This is a genomic window from Rhizomicrobium palustre (assembly GCF_011761565.1).
Classification (GTDB): Bacteria; Pseudomonadota; Alphaproteobacteria; order Micropepsales; family Micropepsaceae; genus Rhizomicrobium; species Rhizomicrobium palustre.
On sequence record NZ_JAASRM010000001.1, the window covers coordinates 3887355 to 3903966 of the forward strand.

Here is a 16612-nt window from a genome sequence, read left to right on the forward strand (position 1 = left end):
TCCTTTAGCGCAAATCCTCCAGCACCTTGGCAAAATCCGTGGCGCAACGAAATCCCAATTTCGCTTCGGCTTTGGCTGTCGAATAGACCCGGTCGATGGCGGAAAACATCGTCCAGCCGCGCTTTTCATAGAGCGCCCGGTAGTGCGGGAAATAGCGCGCAACCACGGCTGGCGCATCCGCGATCAAAGCTTCGCAATCTTCCGGGCTGAAAGGCGTCGGCGCCGAGACGATGAACGTGTCAAAGCCGATCTCAGGGGCTTTTGTAAGCGCCACAACATGCGCCTCAGCGGCATCCTCCACCGTCAGCCGCCGGAACAAGAACTCGTTCGCCTTGGTGTTGTCGCCGGATTGCACGATCGTATGCGCCATGTCGTCTTCTTCGGGGAAGAAGCGCGCCGTGCGCAGCACTACACAAGGCAAACCCTGCTCGTGAAAGGCCAAGCGGCAAAGCTGCTCGGCAGCGAATTTGGTGATGCCATAGATATTGCGCGGCTCAGGCGCGAGGGTCTCGTCGATCCATTCGGCTTTCTTGGCCCCGCCTGCCTTGCCCGCACGGATGCTCTTGGAAATCATCAGCGAGGTGGTGGAGGTGAAAACAAAGCGCGAGGCGCCCTGTGCAACCGCCTCTTCCAAAAGGTTCTGCGTTCCTTGCACATTGGTGGCGATGAAGGCCGAAGCCGGATGCTTGACGATATCGGGCTTATGCAGCGCGCCCGAATGGATCACCGCCTCCACGCCCTCCATCGCGTGGGCGACGGTCTCGCGGTCCGCGACCGATCCGACAATTTGTGTGCATGGTCCAGGCAAGATATCGAGCCCCACCACCACATGGCCATCCTGCGCCAAGCGCGGAGCAAGCGTCCGTCCCAGCCAACCCGAAGATCCGGTCAAAAGAATACGCATGGAGCGCAGGTAAGCACCCGAGGTCGCCTTGAAAAGTCCGCCCTAGGGAAAAAATGACAACCCTCCGGATCCAAAATGACGCGCCCATTTATAAACTTCCGTTCAGAAAGCTTATGAGTGCAATTCGCTCTTGACCCGACTTATCCTCATGTGCAGCATAAAGACGCTACCCGGCCCTTGAAGCCGGTTTCTTTGCACCCCATATATACTCAAGTAGAGCATAAGTGGACAGCGTCATGGATATTCTGCCTTTCACGCCCGCCGTCGCCCGCGAAACCGAGGCCCTCAAGGCCCGGATGATGAAGGTCATCCCGGAGATCGAATGGCCGGTGCACGCGCCCTATATCGCCGCGATCAATGCGCTCAAGCGCGAGAAGAACGCCGTCATCCTGGCGCATAACTACATGACGCCCGAGATTTTCCATGGCGTGGCCGATTTCGTCGGCGACTCGCTGCAGCTCGCCCGCCTCGCCGCCAAGACCGAGGCCAAGCTGATCGTGCAGGCTGGCGTCCATTTCATGGCCGAGACCTCTAAGGTTCTGTCGCCGGAAAAGACCGTTCTTATTCCCGATCCCCAGGCGGGCTGTTCGCTTGCCGCCTCCATCACCGGCGCCGATGTTCGCCTCTTGAAGCAGACCTATCCCGGCCTGCCGGTGGTGACCTATGTTAACACCTCGGCTGAAGTGAAGGCCGAAAGCGATGTCTGCTGCACCTCCTCCAACGCGGTGGCGGTGGTGGAAGATATCGCCCGCGAATGGGGCGTCGATACCGTGATCATGGTGCCCGATGAATTCCTCGCCCAGAACGTCGCCAAGCTGACCAAGATCAAGGTCATCACCTGGAAGGGCCATTGTGAGGTACACGAGCGCTTCACGGCGGAGACCATCCGCGATTTCCGCGACAGCCATCCCGGCGTGATCGTGATCGCCCATCCCGAATGCCCGCCCTCCGTGGTGGCGGAAGCCGATTTCGCGGGTTCCACTTCGGGCATGATCGATTTCGTGGCGCAGAAACAACCTCAGAAGGTCGTACTCGTCACTGAATGCTCGATGAGCGACAACGTTGCTGTTGAATTTCCCAAGGTCGATTTCGTGCGGCCCTGCAATCTCTGCCCGCACATGAAGATGATCACCCTGCCGAAAATTTTGCACGCGCTGCAAACAAACACGGTGGAAGTGACGGTCGATGCCGCCATTGCCGAACGGGCCAAAAAGGCCGTGGAACGCATGCTGGCGGTGCCTGTGAAGGCTGCGCGTCAGGCGGCGTAAACGCCGAAGGAAAATTGGAATGACAAGCCATCTGGGCAATGTCATCGAAAGCGAGGGCGCGCTTATTCTGGGCGCGGGCGTCGCTGGTTTATTCACCGCCTTGAAGCTGGCACCTTATCCCTGCCTGGTGCTCGCCGATGAGCGACCTGGCGTGTCGGGCTCGAGTGCTTGGGCGCAAGGCGGCATCGCCGCCTCGGTCGGCAAAGGCGATACTTGGCAATCTCATGCCGCCGATACGGTGGCGGCGGGCGCAGGCCTGACCGATCCAGAAATTGCTGCGCTGGTGGCGCGTGAAGCCCCTGCCCGCATCAACGATCTTCTTTCTTACGGCGCGCCGTTTGACCGTGACGCCGATGGCTCGATCGCCGTGGCGCGCGAGGCCGCGCATTCCGCCAGCCGCATCGTGCATGTGAAAGGCGACCGCGCCGGTGCCGAAGTCATGGCGGCGCTGGCCAAATGCGCTTTCGCGGCACCTTCCATTCGTTTTGTGGAAGGCTATCACGCCGTCGAGCTGGCGCTGGAAAATGGCCGTGTCGTCGGAGTCTTCGCCCGCAGCTGGACCTCCAACGCAGACGCACCCCGCCTCATCCTGATCCGTGCTAAGGCGGTGGTGATGGCGACGGGCGGGCTCGGCGCCTTATATGCCGTCTCCACCAATCCGCCGGAATCGCGCGGAGAAGGTCTTGGCATGGCGGCGCGCGCAGGCGCGGTGATCGCCGACCCCGAATTCGTGCAATTCCATCCCACCGCCATCGCGGTGAACAAAGACCCTGCCCCGCTCGCTACCGAAGCCTTGCGCGGTGAAGGCTCTATCCTGATCGATGAAACCGGCCGCCGCTTCATGCCGTCGGTGCATGAAAACGCAGAGCTTGCGCCGCGCGATGTGGTGGCGCGCGCCATTCATCGCGAGATCGCCGCAGGCCATAAGGTGTTTCTGGATTGCACCAAATCGGTCGGCGCCGAATTTCCGCATCATTTTCCAACCGTCTATCAGGCCTGCAAAGAGGCCGGGATTGATCCGGTCACGCAACCGATCCCTGTCGCCCCCGCCGCGCATTACCACATGGGCGGCATCGCTACCGATCAACGCGGGCGCACCTCGCTCGAAGGGCTTTGGGCAGTCGGCGAATGCGCGTCTACCGGACTACATGGCGCCAATCGGCTTGCCTCTAATTCGTTGCTCGAAGGCTTGGTGTTTGGCGCCCGCGCCGCGGAGGACATCAAGAGCAATCCCGCGCCTGCCATCAGCCACGCGGCGCTGCTGCCGCCGGTCGTCAGCTATTGTGCCCCGCCCGTGCCGCGTCCGTTGCGCGAGGTGATGAGCCGTCTCGTCGGTCTCGAACGCAATGAGGCCGGCCTCAAGGAAGCGCTTGGCAAGATCGCGCAGATCGAACGCGCAGGCGGCTATGATCCCTCGCTCCTCAACATGACATCTGCGGCCCGTCTGGTGATTGCTGGCGCGCTTGCCCGGCAGGAGAGCCGGGGCAGCCATACCCGCACCGATTATCCCAAGACGGACGCCCACGGGAGCCGCAACTTCCTCACCCTGGCCGAGGCCAACCGGCTGGCTGAGGAAATCCTTCCAGCCTCCGCCTGCGCCGCCCGCTAACCTTTCCAGAGACGATGAATGCCCGCTAACCTTCGCCCGCCGCCCGCGCTGCTGATCGAACCCTTGGTGCGCCGGGCGCTGGAGGAGGATTTGGGCCGGGCCGGTGACCTCACCTCCGACCTCATTCTCCCCCCAGGTCAGCAAGGCATGGCGGCGCTGGTCGCACGGCGTGAGGGGGTGATTTCAGGCCTGCAAGTCGCCGCCCTCGCCTTTGGACTGGTAGACAGCGCCCTCAGCGTCCGTCAGGAGGCTCAGGACGGCGATAAAGTTCCAGCAGGCACGAGGCTCATGGTCCTTGAAGGCGCCGCCAGGAGCCTTCTGACGGGCGAGCGCGTGGCGCTCAACTTCGTCGGGCACCTCTCCGGGGTCGCCACCGCGACGCGTGCCTTGGTGGATGCCGTGGCCGGTACGAAGGCAAGAATTGTATGCACCCGCAAAACAACTCCCGGTCTGCGCGTGTTGGAGAAATACGCTGTACGCTGCGGTGGCGGCTTTAACCATCGCTTCGGTCTCGATGACGCGATCATGATCAAGGATAACCATATCGCCGCCGCGGGTGGGATCACCGCAGCCGTGGAGCGGGCCCGCGCGGGCATCGGCCATATGCTGAAAATAGAGGTCGAGGTCGACACACTCACCCAGCTCGAAGAGGCCCTGAGCCTCGGCATCGACACCATCCTGCTCGACAACATGCCGCCCGCGATGCTGCGCGAGGCTGTGGCGCTCAACAACGGCCGCGCCACGCTCGAGGCTTCCGGCAATGTCACGCTTTCCACCGTGCGCGCGATTGCTGAGTCTGGTGTCGACTACATTTCTTCGGGTGCGCTCACCCACTCCGTAGCAAATTTGGATGTGGCCTTGGATTTTTGATGTCTGAAGCGTGAGAGAACATAACTCACGCCCGTATCGGGGACGAGGATGAGTTGCTATAAGCCGCGGCGGAATAGCACAGATGACGGAAGATGAAATCGCTCCTCGCCGGTTACCAGAAATTCCGTAAAGAGATTTGGCCCAGCGACAAAGAACACTTTGTCGAACTCGCCAAAGGTCAAAACCCCCATACGCTTGTGATTTCGTGCAGCGACTCCCGTGTGGACCCCGCCACGATTTTTGGTGCGCGCCCGGGTGATCTCTTTGTCATCCGCAACGTGGCCTCGGTTGTACCACCCTATGAAACCAACAGCGGCTATCATGGCGTCAGCGCCGCCATTGCTTTCGCCGTGATCAATCTCGAAGTGGCGCGCGTCGTGGTCCTCGGCCATGAATATTGCGGTGGTGTGACCGCGGCTATGTCCACAGAGGATCTGACCACGCCCTTCCTCTCGCAATGGGTGTCGCTCTTGAAACCCGCGATTCACAAATGCGGCTGCGAACACGGCCAGCTTCCGGTCGAATATGAATCGATCCGCCTTTCGCTCGGCCGCCTGATGACCTTCCCGTTTATCGCGGAGCGGGTGGAAAAGAAGGGCCTGCAGCTCTTAGGCGCCCATTTCAAGATTTCCGACGGCACGCTTTCAGTGCTCGACAACAAGACGGGCGAATTTGCTACCGTTCCCGAGCTCTGAAAGCTTCGGACAAGAAAGCCCACCCCACCTTCGTCATGGCCGGGCTCCGATCCGGCCATCCGTCTCGCGGCCACGCCTCTCCAAAACGCTTAACGGGCAGCGGCACTCCGGCTGGCAGGGAAACCACTCTCTCCCGCCGGAACGCCACTGCCCGTTATTCCTTAAGCCGCCTCACATGGCGCGAGAGCGCGCCGCAGCTTCCTTCTTGTAAAAGACGTGATTGCCGATCTGGGTGGTACGCGCCATCTCGGCGGCCCATTCCGGCTCGACCGTGGTGGCGTGGAAATTGACTGCCCCGCCAGTGGCGCCGCGCAGTTGCGATTCGCCGGTCAGTATCTGGGCCGCAAGCGTCTGGGCGCGCATCCAGGCGCCAGGCTGTTTGTGCTTCTTCAGCTCGCCATTGCAGGTGAAGGAGAACTGGCAGGCCGGCTGGCCCGCGCCTTCATAAACCACGGCGCAAATGGAATGGCCGTAATTGCCTTTGCGCATGCGCGAGAAGATCACCTCGGCGATGGCCTTCTGGCCCTTCTCGCCCTCGCCGCGCGCCTCATAGTAGAGCGCTTCGGAAAGGCAGCGGTGCTCGGCCAAAAGCTTGTTCATGACCAGCTCTTCAGCCGGAGACTTGGCGCGGCCCGGAACATAGGCCGCTTCGGTGGCCGTCCCCGCCAGGGACACCGGCGCCGAGACGGGCGCGGCTTGGGCCACGATTTGTGCGACAGGCTTCAATTCTTCCGTATGCGGACGATACGCAGCAGCCGCACCGACAGCCGCGCTCACGGCTGCGAGTACAACGGTAAGCGCACCAACCAGGATGCGATCAGACCGTCGAAGGGCGTCAGGCGTTTTCTTAGACATCGGGATAACTCTCTTCGAACTCGTTTCGAATGTATCGGCTTGTTAGGTCGACCTTGGTCGGCGTGATTACGAACAGTTCCCCCATCTCCCCCGTTAACACTCTCCCAGACACGGGAGGCGCGCTGTTAGTCCATGAACGAAGCCCGCGTCAAATTAAAAAATTCAAGATCGTGACACAACGTCACCCTTGCAAAAGAAAAAACGAGGGAAATCCTGGATTTTCCCGGACTTCCCTCGCGTATTTTTTTGTGTGCGAAACCACTACTCCGTACACAGATTATCGCTCAAAACGCGTGATCAGACATCGCGCTCCACTTTTTTGAGAGCCGCTTGCGCCGCCGCAAGACGAGCGACAGGCACGCGGAACGGCGAACACGAGACATAATTCAGCCCTACTTCGTGACACAAAGCGATGGAATCGGGATCGCCGCCATGCTCGCCGCAGATGCCGACATCAAGATCGCTGCGAGTCTTACGACCGCGTTCGGCTGCGATCTTGATCAACTCGCCAACACCATCGCGATCGATTGTCACAAACGGATCGCGCATCAGAAGTCCTTTCATTTGATACTCAGTCAAGAAAGGACCGGCATCATCACGGCTGATACCGCAAGTCGTTTGCGTTAGATCGTTTGTGCCGAAGGAGAAGAATTCGGCGGTCTGTGCAAGATCACCGGCGCGCAATGCGGCGCGCGGCAACTCGATCATTGTGCCGATCTTATACTGCGGCAGTTTTCCGCGTTCTTTCTTCACCTGCTGCGCCACGGTTTCGATGACGTCCTTGGCGAAGTCGAGTTCCTGCTTCCAAGCCACTACCGGAATCATGATTTCGGCGATGACTTTTTTGCCTTCGGCTTCGACATTAAGTGCGGCTTCGAGAATCGCGCGCGCTTGCATCGCGGTGATTTCCGGGAAGGTGATTCCAAGGCGGCAGCCGCGATGGCCGAGCATCGGATTCATCTCGTGAAGCTGATTGGCCTTCTGTTTCAGCTTGGCAACGGAAAGGTCCGCGGACTTCGCAACCGCCGCATATTCCTCTTCCTTGTGCGGCAGGAATTCATGCAGCGGCGGATCGAGCAGACGGATGATCACCGGCAGCCCGTCCATGACACGGAAAATTTCTTCGAAATCGCCGCGCTGCATGGGCAGAAGCTTCGCGAGAGCGCGTTCGCGTTCTTCCACCGTTTCCGACAGAATCATCTGGCGCACGGCCACGATGCGATCGCCATCGAAGAACATATGCTCGGTGCGGCAGAGGCCGATGCCTTGCGCGCCAAAGGACCGCGCGGTGCGCGCATCGGTCGGCGTATCGGCATTGGTGTAGACCTTCAACTCGCGCACTTCATCGGCCCAGTTCATCAGCGTGTTGAAATCGCCGGTAAGTTCGGGCTTCTGCATCGGTACGCGGCCCTGATAGACCACGCCCGCCGAGCCATCGATGGTGATGACATCGCCCTGCTTCAGCATCTTGTCGCCCACCGCCATGCATTTGGCGTCGTAATCGATGCGGATGGAACCCGCACCGGCCACGCATGGACGGCCCATGCCACGCGCAACCACGGCCGCGTGAGAAGTCATGCCGCCACGCGCCGTAAGGATACCCTTGGCCGCATGCATGCCGTGAATGTCTTCCGGGCTGGTTTCCTGGCGAACCAGGATGACATCATGGCCTTCATTGGTGAGCTTCTCGGCTTCGTCAGCAGTGAATACGATTTCGCCGATGGCTGCGCCCGGAGAGGCCGCAAGACCGGTGGAGAATTTCAGCTTAGGTGCTTTCGGGTCGAGGGTCGGGTGCAGCAATTGATCAAGCGCTGCGGGGTCGACACGCTGCACGGCGGTCTTCTTGTCGATCAGGCCCTCGCTGACGAGATCGATGGCGACTTTCAGCGCGGCCTTGGCGGTGCGCTTGCCGGCGCGGCATTGCAGCATCCAGAGCTTGCCTTCCTGGATGGTGAATTCGACGTCCTGCATTTCCTTGAAGTGGTTTTCAAGCTTCTGCCCGATGCCAAGGAGCTCCTTGTACATATTGGGCATGGCCTCTTCCATCGACGGCTTCTTGCCGCCCTGGCGTTCACGCACCAGCTTGGTGATCGGCTGCGGAGTGCGGATACCGGCCACCACGTCTTCGCCTTGCGCGTTGATGAGATATTCGCCGTAGAGATATTTCTCGCCATTGCCGGGGTCGCGCGTGAAGGCCACACCCGTAGCAGACGTATCGCCGCGATTACCGAACACCATCGCCTGCACGTTCACCGCCGTGCCCCAATCGCCGGGGATCTTATTCAAGCGGCGATAGGTTTGCGCGCGGGTGCACATCCAGCTTGAGAAGACGGCGCCAATGCCGCCCCAAAGCTGCTCTTCCACCGTATCCGGGAAGGGCTTGCCGAGCTTCTTCTGGACGAGTTCCTTGAACTTCGCCGTGACGGTTTTCAGATCGCCCGCATCGAGATCGGTGTCGAGCTCAACGCCTTTGGCTTCTTTGGCGTGGTCGAGGATTTCCTCGAAATCGGCATGCTCCATTCCGAGCACGACGTTCGAATACATCTGCACGAAGCGGCGATAGCTGTCCCAGGCAAAGCGCGGGTTGTTGGTCAGCTTGATCACGCCTTCCACGGTCTCCGGCGTCAGGCCGAGATTGAGAACCGTATCCATCATACCTGGCATGGAGACGCGCGCGCCGGAGCGCACCGAGACCAAGAGCGGGCGTTCCGGATCGCCCAGCTTGGCGTCCATCAAACGGCCCATGCGGATCACCGCGGCTTCCACCTGCTCCTTCAGGTCCGCGGGATAGGTCTGGTTGTTGGCATAATAGTAGGTGCAGACCTCGGTGGTGATGCTGAAGCCCGGAGGAACAGGCAACCCAAGGTTGCTCATTTCCGCGAGATTGGCACCCTTGCCGCCTAAGAGGTTGCGCATACTGGCATCGCCGTCGGCGCTACCGTCCCCAAATGTATAGACCCATTTGCTCATCGTTTCTCTCACCTAGTTTTGTTGTGATTGTTGTGAGGACCCGATCCTGGGCGCCGAGGCGCATCGGCAGGCACAATTCGGGACCCTGCAGCGCAAAGAGATCGCGTCGCGTTGGTGATCCCGATGTGGTTAAGACCCGCATAAGCCGGCCCTGCCAAAAAGAGGGAAAGGGAACTCACACTGTAATTTCAGGAGTAATACGCATGCGTTCACGACGCAATGTGGCAGGCTGGCGCTATTTTTTGATCGATTATTGCTGGTGCGAAATCTACCCTGGCACAGTCACGCTGGAAGCGTCTGCGCTGAAGGCGATTGCCTGGGGACCGAGGGTCCTGCAATCGGAGATTTCAGGTAGCGTGATACGCCCAAATATGGCGAAAAGCGAGCCGATGCCCCTCAACTGACATGCGTATAGTTTTGCCAAATGGCGCATTTTGCATGCGCAGTTATGATTATTTTATAGGCATTTTGAATATGGCGAAAATCGGCCATTTCTCGCCTTTTCCGCGCATGCGACAGTTGTGACCCCGGTGTCATTCCACACCGCACAATTGGTATTCGCACCTTACAAATTCCGCTTTTGGGCGTGCCCAATCCGCAGGCGCGACAATTGGCGCCGACGTTTCACAGGGTGAAGTCGTGCGTGCTTCGAGGGCCTGCACCCCAATCGCACTGCCTCTCGTTCACAGCCTGCGCGCAGGCCACCTCAGCATGACGAGAGTTTTTAAATCCCAATCTCGTCATGCTGAGGTGCGAGCCGCGTAAAACTGTAAGTGATTCAAGCAATTGCCCGGGCGGCGAGCCTCGAAGCACGCACCACCAGACCTGTCATCCCGGACGCGCCCACGAAAATCGCGTCATCTGTCACAAAGGCGCGATCCGGGACCTACTCGGAAATCTGTGCTGGCGCAAAAGTGGGTCCCGGGTCTCTCAGCCGATGCTGCGCACCGCCTGATCGCCCGGGATGACAGCTCTTTTGCTACCCTTCAATCTTCGAGAAATCAGCCACCAGATGCAGCGTGGCGCGAAGTTGCGAAAGCAGCAGCAAGCGGTTCTTGCGCAGACTCGCATCCTTATCGTTCACCGTCACCTTATCGAAAAACGCGTCCACTGGCGCGCGCAGCCCGGCCATCACACCCATGGCTTCGACAAAGCGCTCGGCTTCAATATCGGCCTTCACCTGCCCGGCTGCTTTCTGAAGTTCGGCGAACAGCGCCATTTCTTCCTCCAGCACCAGCGCGGAAGCCTCCGCCTCGCCTTCGTAAGTGGTTTTGTCTTTCTTCTCTTCGGCCTTCAAAATATTGGCCGCGCGCTTGTAGCCCGCGAGGAGATTGGTGCCCGCCTCGGTCTTGAGGAAGGACTGCAACGCCTCCACCCGCGCCACGAGCCGCACCAGATCATCTTCATTGCCGAGAGAGAACACGGCATCGATCAGATCATACCGCGTGCCTTTTTCTTTCAACGCGACCTTCAGACGGTCGGCGAAGAATGTGAGCAGCTCCGAGTGCACAATTCTCCCGATACCCTTTTCGGAATTATAATAGTCCGCTTGGCTGGTATGAGCCGTCAGCGGAAGAAACAATTTATTCTCAAGAATAAGACGGATTACGCCAAGAGCCGCCCGTCTCAAGGCAAATGGGTCACCCGATCCCGTCGGCTTTTCATCGTATCGGAAAAACCAAACAAGCTGATCCAGCTTATCCGCCAGCGCCACAGCGATGGAGACCTTGCTTGTCGGCACGGCATCGCTGGGGCCTACTGGCTTATAGTGATCGCGGATGGCATCGGCGACTTCGGCGTCTTCGCCGTCATGGATGGCGTAATAGCGGCCCATCACGCCTTGCAATTCGGGGAACTCGCCCACCACGCCAGTCGTCAAATCCGCCTTGCACAGCAGCGCGGCGCGTTTGGCTTTTTCCACATCGGCGCCGATCTTGGCCGCGATCTCGCCTGCCAGCGCCACAATGCGCATCACGCGCTCATACTGCGTGCCGAGCTTGGCGTGGAAGGTGATGCCCTTTAGCGCGTCGACGCGATCCGCAAGCTTGGTCTGACGATCCAAATCCCAGAAGAATTTCGCATCCGACAAACGGGCGCGCAGCACGCGCTCGTTACCGGCGATGATCGCCGCGCCGCCATCCTCGGCCACCATATTGGAGACCACCGCGAAGCGATTGGCGAATTTGCCGGTCTTAGGATCGCGCAGCGAGAAATACTTCTGATGCGTGCGCATCGAGGTCTGCAAAATCTCCGCTGGCACATCCATGAACTGATCTTCGATGCGGCCGATCAGCACCGTCGGCCATTCGTTCAGGCCCGCGACTTCCTCCAAAAGGCCCTCATCCTCGATCAGCTCCAAGCCCAGCGCGAAAGCGGCGGTCTTGGCCTGTTCCAGAATGGTTTCCTTGCGGTCGGCCGCATCCAGCATCACATGATGATGCTTAAGGTCGGCGCGATACATCTCGAAGCTATTGGCGGTGATGACGCCCGCCGACAGGAAGCGATGGCCGCGGGTTTGCTTGCCGCTTTTCACGCCCGCAAACTCGAACGGCACCACTTCGCCGCCCAGCGTGCAGAGGATCGAATGCAAGGGGCGCACCCAGCGCGTCGCCTCGCCCGGAATCCAGCGCATGGATTTGGGCCAAGGCAGTTTCGCCATGCATTCCGGGATCACTTCGGCCAGCACTTCGGCGGTGTCGCGGCCTTTGCGATGAATGACGGCGACATAGAATTCGCCCTTGCCGTCATCGCGCTTTTCGCATTGTTCCAGCGTCACACCAGCCGAACGCAGAAAGCCTTCAATGGCTTTTTCGGGCGCGGTGATACGCGGACCTTTCTTTTCCTCGGACACGTCCGGCTGTTTCACCGGCAGACCGGCGCAGACGAGCGTCAAGCGGCGCGGCCCCGCGAAAGCCTTGGAGCCTTCGAACAAAAGACCGCGATCCGACAGCGCGCCGACGACCAGCCGCTCCAAATCCTTGGCGGCCTGCGCCTGCATGCGCGCGGGAATTTCTTCGGAGAACAGTTCAAGAAGCAAATCAGCCATATCAGCCAAACCTCGGCTCGTAAGCGCCCATGGGTGTCGCAAGCCAGCCTTCGCAGCACATTTTGGCGAGGGCGCGCACGCGGGCGATGTAGGCGGCGCGTTCAGTGACGGAGATCACGCCGCGCGCATCCAGCAAGTTGAAGCAATGCGAAGCCTTGATGCATTGGTCATAAGCGGGCAGCGGCACGCCTTTTTCGACCAGCGATTTGCATTCGGCTTCGGCGTCCTCGAAATGCCGCTTCAGCATCTCGGTATTGGCGTGCTCGAAATCGTAAGCCGAGAACTCACGCTCCGACTGGTGAAACACTTCGCCATAGCGAAAATTTTCGTTGAAAGCCAAGTCGTAGACGAACTCGACGCCCTGCACATACATGGCGAGGCGTTCCAGGCCATAGGTGATCTCGGCGCAAACCGGATCGCAATCGATGCCGCCGACCTGCTGGAAATAGGTGAACTGCGTCACCTCCATGCCGTCGCACCAAACTTCCCAGCCCAGGCCCCAGGCGCCCAGCGTCGGGCTTTCCCAATCGTCTTCCACGAAGCGCACATCATGCTTCATCGGGTCGAGGCCGATGGCCTTCAAAGAGCCGAGATAAAGCTCCTGAACATTCTCCGGGCAGGGCTTCAGGATCACCTGATACTGATAATAATGCTGCAGGCGGTTCGGGTTCTCGCCATAGCGGCCATCCTTGGGGCGGCGGGAAGGCTGCACATAGGCCGCGCGCCAGGGCCTCGGACCAAGCGCCCGCAAGGTGGTGGCCGGGTGGAAGGTACCCGCCCCCATCTCCACATCATAAGGCTGCAGGATCAGGCAGCCTTGCGCCGCCCAATAATTCTGAAGGGTCAGGATCAGGTCCTGAAATGTTTTCGCCACGATCGGTGCCTCGGAGCGTCAGCCAAATACCGTAAGGCTGCGCGACAGCTAAAGAATCCGCCGGAACCTAGCGGCGCGAGCGCGGGCAAACAACAGCAAATGCCACCCTTTAACCTCCCCCTCGCGGGGAGGTCGATCCGACGCAGCGAGAGCGAAGACGGATCGGGTGGGGGAAGCGGCGGAAGCACAGCTCAATCGCTTCCCCCCACCGAAATGCTTCGCTTCGCTTTCGCATTTCGACCTCCCCACAAGGGGGAGGTTAAAGGGTCAGTCCCCGCTCACCCCTTAAGACCGCATCGGCCTCTGGCGTATAGCGCCCGTCCGCCTCGTGCAGCACCAGGCCGGGCAATAGCGCCATCGGCGAACGCGCGCCTTGGCGAGCCTGCAAAATAACCCGTTTTGCAGGAACTCCAGCCTTGGGCCAGAGCGGAAAGACCGAAATACCCCGCTCCGGCAGGGCCTGAAGCGCCTCCGAAAGCCGGTCGGCGCGCAAAATCGTGGTAAACGCCCCCCCGGAAACCGTCCTTTTCAGCCCGGCGCGCAGCCAATCGGCCAGCCGCCCGCCATCTTGCAGCGCCCGCGCCTTGGCAGGATCAGGGGCCGCCTGCCCCTCCTCGCCATGAAATGGCGGATTGGCGAAAACATGGTCGAAAGGCTTTCGATAGCAGGCCGGAAGGGCGAAAATATCTCCTGTTATCAGAGACATACGCTCCAGAAGCCCGTTTGCGGCGGCATTGGCAGAGCCCAGCTCTGCGGTCGGCGGGTCGATTTCCACGCCCTTGGCCCGCACGCCCGCCACCCGGGTCAGCAAACACAGCGCGGCCGTTCCCACCCCGGTGCCCAGCTCCAAGACCTCTTCCCCGGCCTCGGCGGGGACGGCGGCGGCGAGCATCACCGCGTCCAGCCCGGCGCGAAACCCGGCCTCCGGCTGGCGGATGATGACGCGCCCGCCCAAAAAGCGATCTTCCGTCAGAGACATCGCATTATGCTTCTGGTTCCAAGGCCTTAGCGCCCAGCGCCTCGGTCAGAATGGCGCGCGCCTCGGCCTCATCCTCATCGGCCACCATCAGGCGGCGCGGCAGCACCCCGACGCTCCCCTCCATCACGCTCATGGCGCCATCAAAGACAACCGCGCCGATGCCGGCGTCCCTAAGCACGGCTTGGGCGTAATCGAGCTGAACCGGGTCATTCGTCTTCAATATGAGGCGCATAGAGGCGATTCCAACTAGCAAGCGAAGCCATTGTATCACCGAAATCTTTCCTTGCCCGCTTGACCCAGGGCCGCGCCGCAACCAATCTCCCGGCAAACAGACGCGAGCCCCCGCATAGCATGCAAGTCAGCACCCGCACCGACATTTCACCCGTGGAACAACTGCATGCCCTGGTGGCAGCCGATATGCGTGCCACCGACGTCCTTATTCATGAGCGCCTGTCGAGCGCGGTGGCGCTGATCCCCGATCTCGCCAAGCATCTGATCGATTCCGGCGGCAAGCGGTTGCGCCCGCTCCTCACCCTCGCCGCGGCCCAGGTCGGCGGCTATCACGGCGCCCATCACATCAAGCTCGCCGCAGCGGTGGAGTTCATCCATACCGCCACGCTGCTACATGATGATGTCGTGGACGACAGCGCGCTGCGCCGGGGTAAGGTTTCGGCCAATATCGTCTGGGGCAATAAGGCGAGCGTGCTGGTTGGCGACTTTCTCTTCAGCCGCGCCTTCGAATTGATGGTCGAAACTGACGAGTTGAAAGTACTCGGCATTCTCTCGCATGCGTCCGCCGTGATCTCCGAAGGCGAAGTGATGCAGCTCAAATCCTCCGGCAATCTGCAAGCCTCCGAGGACCATTATCTGCGCGTCGTCAGCGCCAAGACGGCGGAGCTCTTCGCTGCGGCTGCCGAAGCTGGCGCGGTGATCGCGGGCGGTGAACACGCGAAAGCCTTGCGCGCCTATGGCCAAAATCTAGGTATCGCCTTCCAGCTTGTCGATGATGCGCTGGATTATTCCGGCCGTCAGGCGCTGATGGGCAAAGCCGTCGGCGATGATTTCCGCGAAGGAAAAGTCACCCTGCCCGTCATTCTCGCCGTGGCGCGCGCGGATGAAGCCGCGCTGAAGTTCTGGAAAAAGACCATCGAAATGGGCACGCAAGGCGAAGCCGATCTCGACCGCGCCATCACGCTGGTCGAACAGACCGGCGCCATTGCCGATACGATGGAACGCGCCCGCGGTTACGCGGGTCTTGCCTGCCGCGCGCTCGAAACTCTGCCCGAAAGCAAAATCCGCGATGTGCTCGCCGCCGTCGCCGATTTCTGCGTCGCACGGGCGTATTAGAAATAACGCGTGACGCCGATCTCGACCTGATTGCGGCCATAGCCGTAGAGCGGGACATTGCTGTTCTGCGTGACATGCGAGAACGAGAGCTGCGGCGTGAATCCGGCATAGGTCAACCGCCGGTTTAGAACACCAATCCGGAAGGAATAGGCCCAGTCCTCGCGCGCTTGCGCAAAAGCGGCCATGCGCTCGTCGTAATGCGACCAAACCAGACTGGGCGTGGCGGCAATTGTGAAGCCAAACGGCAAGTCGCGCTGGTAGGTCACGCTGCCCCAGTAACTCCAATTCGAATAGGCCGCGACATCGGCGTCGGTGCGCGCCACCCCGATCGAAAGCTGCACCAGACTCGATGGTGAGAGGATGTAGCTGAGAGAGCCATCCAGACCGAAAACCGGACCGTTCATGGCCGGCTGCGTGGCATAGGCCACCGCACGCGCGGAAAAATTCACGCCCAGATAAAACTGCTCGGCCACCGGATGCTGAACCGATAATTGCCCGCCGAAGGCCTCGCTGTAATCTGCGTTGCCATACCAGCGCCGCATCCAATTCGCGAGCAGGCTGATATCCCAATTGGGCGAGACCCATTCCGGCCCAGCATAGGCGGAGAGCGTCATATCATCGAATTTACCGCCGCTATATTCGCTGCGATGCAGATCGGCACCCATCCGCGCTTTGATACTATCGGTAAGAAATGGCGACCACTCGCCGCCCGTGTCGAGCGTCAAGCCCACTCCGCTGGTACCACGCGCATCGGAAGATAATTCGAAAGGCAGACCATAGATCGTCACTTGCCGCACATTGGTGCCGCCATTGACATTGGTATCCGGTGCCACCGCCACCGAGAAACGATACTGCCAGCGCTTCAGCCGTGCGATCGCCCCCAGATACTGGTCGACATTGCTCTTCACCGCATCCGGCAGATCGCCCGCCCGCGCAAAGCGGAATTGGCGTTCGGCATTGGTGTAATCACCCGCCAGGAAGAAGGCACGCGCCAATTCCAGCCGCACACGGTCCGCGTTAGGCTCCGTTAACAGGAGGGCACGGAAACGCTCGATGGCCTCATCATAGCGCTGCTCGGCGACGGCGATCATGCCGAGAAGAAACAGCGCCTGGTGATCTTCGGGCGATTTTTCGAGTTGAGCTTTGAGAACGCGCTTGGCCTCATCGTTCTTGCCGCTTTGCATCAAGAGTGCGG

14 protein-coding genes are annotated in these 16612 nt (G+C 60.3%); 6 read left to right on the forward strand and 8 right to left on the reverse strand.

What is annotated here, in order from left to right:
* Positions 1-4: 4 nt before the first annotated feature.
* On the reverse strand, positions 5-904 hold the full coding sequence (locus FHS83_RS17325; RefSeq protein ID WP_167084437.1) for an NAD-dependent epimerase/dehydratase family protein: 900 nt from the start codon (positions 902-904) through the stop codon (positions 5-7).
* Positions 905-1140: 236 nt separating this feature from the next.
* Between FHS83_RS17325 and nadA the strand changes: the two genes are divergently transcribed.
* From nadA to FHS83_RS17345, 4 genes are all read left to right on the forward strand, one after another.
* Complete coding sequence (nadA, locus tag FHS83_RS17330; protein ID WP_167084439.1) at positions 1141-2172, forward strand: quinolinate synthase NadA; 1032 nt, start codon at positions 1141-1143, stop codon at positions 2170-2172.
* A 19-nt stretch (positions 2173-2191) separates the two neighbouring features.
* Positions 2192-3781 carry an L-aspartate oxidase gene (locus FHS83_RS17335; protein ID WP_167084442.1) on the forward strand — a complete coding sequence of 530 codons (1590 nt, stop codon included), beginning with the start codon at positions 2192-2194 and terminating at the stop codon, positions 3779-3781.
* 18 nt (positions 3782-3799) lie between these two features.
* A complete protein-coding gene (gene nadC, locus FHS83_RS17340) occupies positions 3800-4651 on the forward strand; it encodes a carboxylating nicotinate-nucleotide diphosphorylase (protein ID WP_167084444.1) in 852 nt (283 codons plus the stop codon).
* Positions 4652-4743: 92 nt separating this feature from the next.
* Entirely contained in the window at positions 4744-5346 is a 603-nt protein-coding gene (locus FHS83_RS17345; protein ID WP_167084446.1) for a carbonic anhydrase, read from the forward strand.
* A 171-nt stretch (positions 5347-5517) separates the two neighbouring features.
* Here the strand turns inward: FHS83_RS17345 and FHS83_RS17350 are convergent, their stop codons facing one another.
* On the reverse strand, positions 5518-6201 hold the full coding sequence (locus FHS83_RS17350; protein ID WP_167084448.1) for a cell wall hydrolase: 684 nt from the start codon (positions 6199-6201) through the stop codon (positions 5518-5520).
* 297 nt (positions 6202-6498) lie between these two features.
* The gene (ppdK, locus tag FHS83_RS17355; RefSeq protein ID WP_167084450.1) at positions 6499-9171 is read right to left on the reverse strand and encodes a pyruvate, phosphate dikinase; all 2673 of its coding nucleotides are present in this window, start codon (positions 9169-9171) and stop codon (positions 6499-6501) included.
* Positions 9172-9374: 203 nt separating this feature from the next.
* Between ppdK and FHS83_RS17360 the strand changes: the two genes are divergently transcribed.
* On the forward strand, positions 9375-9575 hold the full coding sequence (locus FHS83_RS17360) for a hypothetical protein (RefSeq protein ID WP_167084452.1): 201 nt from the start codon (positions 9375-9377) through the stop codon (positions 9573-9575).
* Positions 9576-10150: 575 nt separating this feature from the next.
* On the opposite strand, the gene glyS is transcribed toward FHS83_RS17360, so the two are convergent.
* From glyS to FHS83_RS17380, 4 genes are all read right to left on the reverse strand, one after another.
* Positions 10151-12217, reverse strand: a complete 2067-nt coding sequence (gene glyS, locus FHS83_RS17365) for a glycine--tRNA ligase subunit beta (protein WP_167084454.1) — start codon at positions 12215-12217, stop codon at positions 10151-10153.
* Between the two features lies 1 nt (position 12218).
* Positions 12219-13091 (reverse strand): glycine--tRNA ligase subunit alpha, encoded by an 873-nt coding sequence (locus tag FHS83_RS17370; RefSeq protein WP_341801569.1) that lies wholly within the window; start codon positions 13089-13091, stop codon positions 12219-12221.
* A 259-nt stretch (positions 13092-13350) separates the two neighbouring features.
* Positions 13351-14070, reverse strand: a complete 720-nt coding sequence (locus FHS83_RS17375; protein ID WP_167084456.1) for a tRNA1(Val) (adenine(37)-N6)-methyltransferase — start codon at positions 14068-14070, stop codon at positions 13351-13353.
* Positions 14071-14074: 4 nt separating this feature from the next.
* On the reverse strand, positions 14075-14302 hold the full coding sequence (locus FHS83_RS17380) for a putative signal transducing protein (protein WP_167084458.1): 228 nt from the start codon (positions 14300-14302) through the stop codon (positions 14075-14077).
* Between the two features lie 119 nt (positions 14303-14421).
* Between FHS83_RS17380 and FHS83_RS17385 the strand changes: the two genes are divergently transcribed.
* Positions 14422-15417: a polyprenyl synthetase family protein gene (locus tag FHS83_RS17385; protein WP_167084460.1), complete on the forward strand. Its 996-nt coding sequence runs from the start codon at positions 14422-14424 to the stop codon at positions 15415-15417.
* Here the strand turns inward: FHS83_RS17385 and FHS83_RS17390 are convergent.
* Positions 15414-16601 (reverse strand): porin family protein, encoded by a 1188-nt coding sequence (locus FHS83_RS17390; RefSeq protein ID WP_167084463.1) that lies wholly within the window; start codon positions 16599-16601, stop codon positions 15414-15416. The two genes, FHS83_RS17385 and FHS83_RS17390, sit on opposite strands and share 4 nt — an antisense overlap.
* Positions 16602-16612 lie beyond the last annotated feature (11 nt).

What these genes read in the sequence shown, in the direction of transcription:
- FHS83_RS17325 (WP_167084437.1), bottom strand. Translation starts at nt 904, where the DNA reads ATGCGTATTCTTTTGACCGGATCTTCGGGTTGGCTGGGACGGACGCTT.
- nadA (WP_167084439.1), top strand. Translation starts at nt 1,141, where the DNA reads ATGGATATTCTGCCTTTCACGCCCGCCGTCGCCCGCGAAACCGAGGCC.
- FHS83_RS17335 (WP_167084442.1), top strand. Translation starts at nt 2,192, where the DNA reads ATGACAAGCCATCTGGGCAATGTCATCGAAAGCGAGGGCGCGCTTATT.
- nadC (WP_167084444.1), top strand. Translation starts at nt 3,800, where the DNA reads ATGCCCGCTAACCTTCGCCCGCCGCCCGCGCTGCTGATCGAACCCTTG.
- FHS83_RS17345 (WP_167084446.1), top strand. Translation starts at nt 4,744, where the DNA reads ATGAAATCGCTCCTCGCCGGTTACCAGAAATTCCGTAAAGAGATTTGG.
- FHS83_RS17350 (WP_167084448.1), bottom strand. Translation starts at nt 6,201, where the DNA reads ATGTCTAAGAAAACGCCTGACGCCCTTCGACGGTCTGATCGCATCCTG.
- ppdK (WP_167084450.1), bottom strand. Translation starts at nt 9,171, where the DNA reads ATGAGCAAATGGGTCTATACATTTGGGGACGGTAGCGCCGACGGCGAT.
- FHS83_RS17360 (WP_167084452.1), top strand. Translation starts at nt 9,375, where the DNA reads ATGCGTTCACGACGCAATGTGGCAGGCTGGCGCTATTTTTTGATCGAT.
- glyS (WP_167084454.1), bottom strand. Translation starts at nt 12,217, where the DNA reads ATGGCTGATTTGCTTCTTGAACTGTTCTCCGAAGAAATTCCCGCGCGC.
- FHS83_RS17375 (WP_167084456.1), bottom strand. Translation starts at nt 14,070, where the DNA reads ATGTCTCTGACGGAAGATCGCTTTTTGGGCGGGCGCGTCATCATCCGC.
- FHS83_RS17380 (WP_167084458.1), bottom strand. Translation starts at nt 14,302, where the DNA reads ATGCGCCTCATATTGAAGACGAATGACCCGGTTCAGCTCGATTACGCC.
- FHS83_RS17385 (WP_167084460.1), top strand. Translation starts at nt 14,422, where the DNA reads ATGCAAGTCAGCACCCGCACCGACATTTCACCCGTGGAACAACTGCAT.
- FHS83_RS17390 (WP_167084463.1), bottom strand. Translation starts at nt 16,601, where the DNA reads ATGCAAAGCGGCAAGAACGATGAGGCCAAGCGCGTTCTCAAAGCTCAA.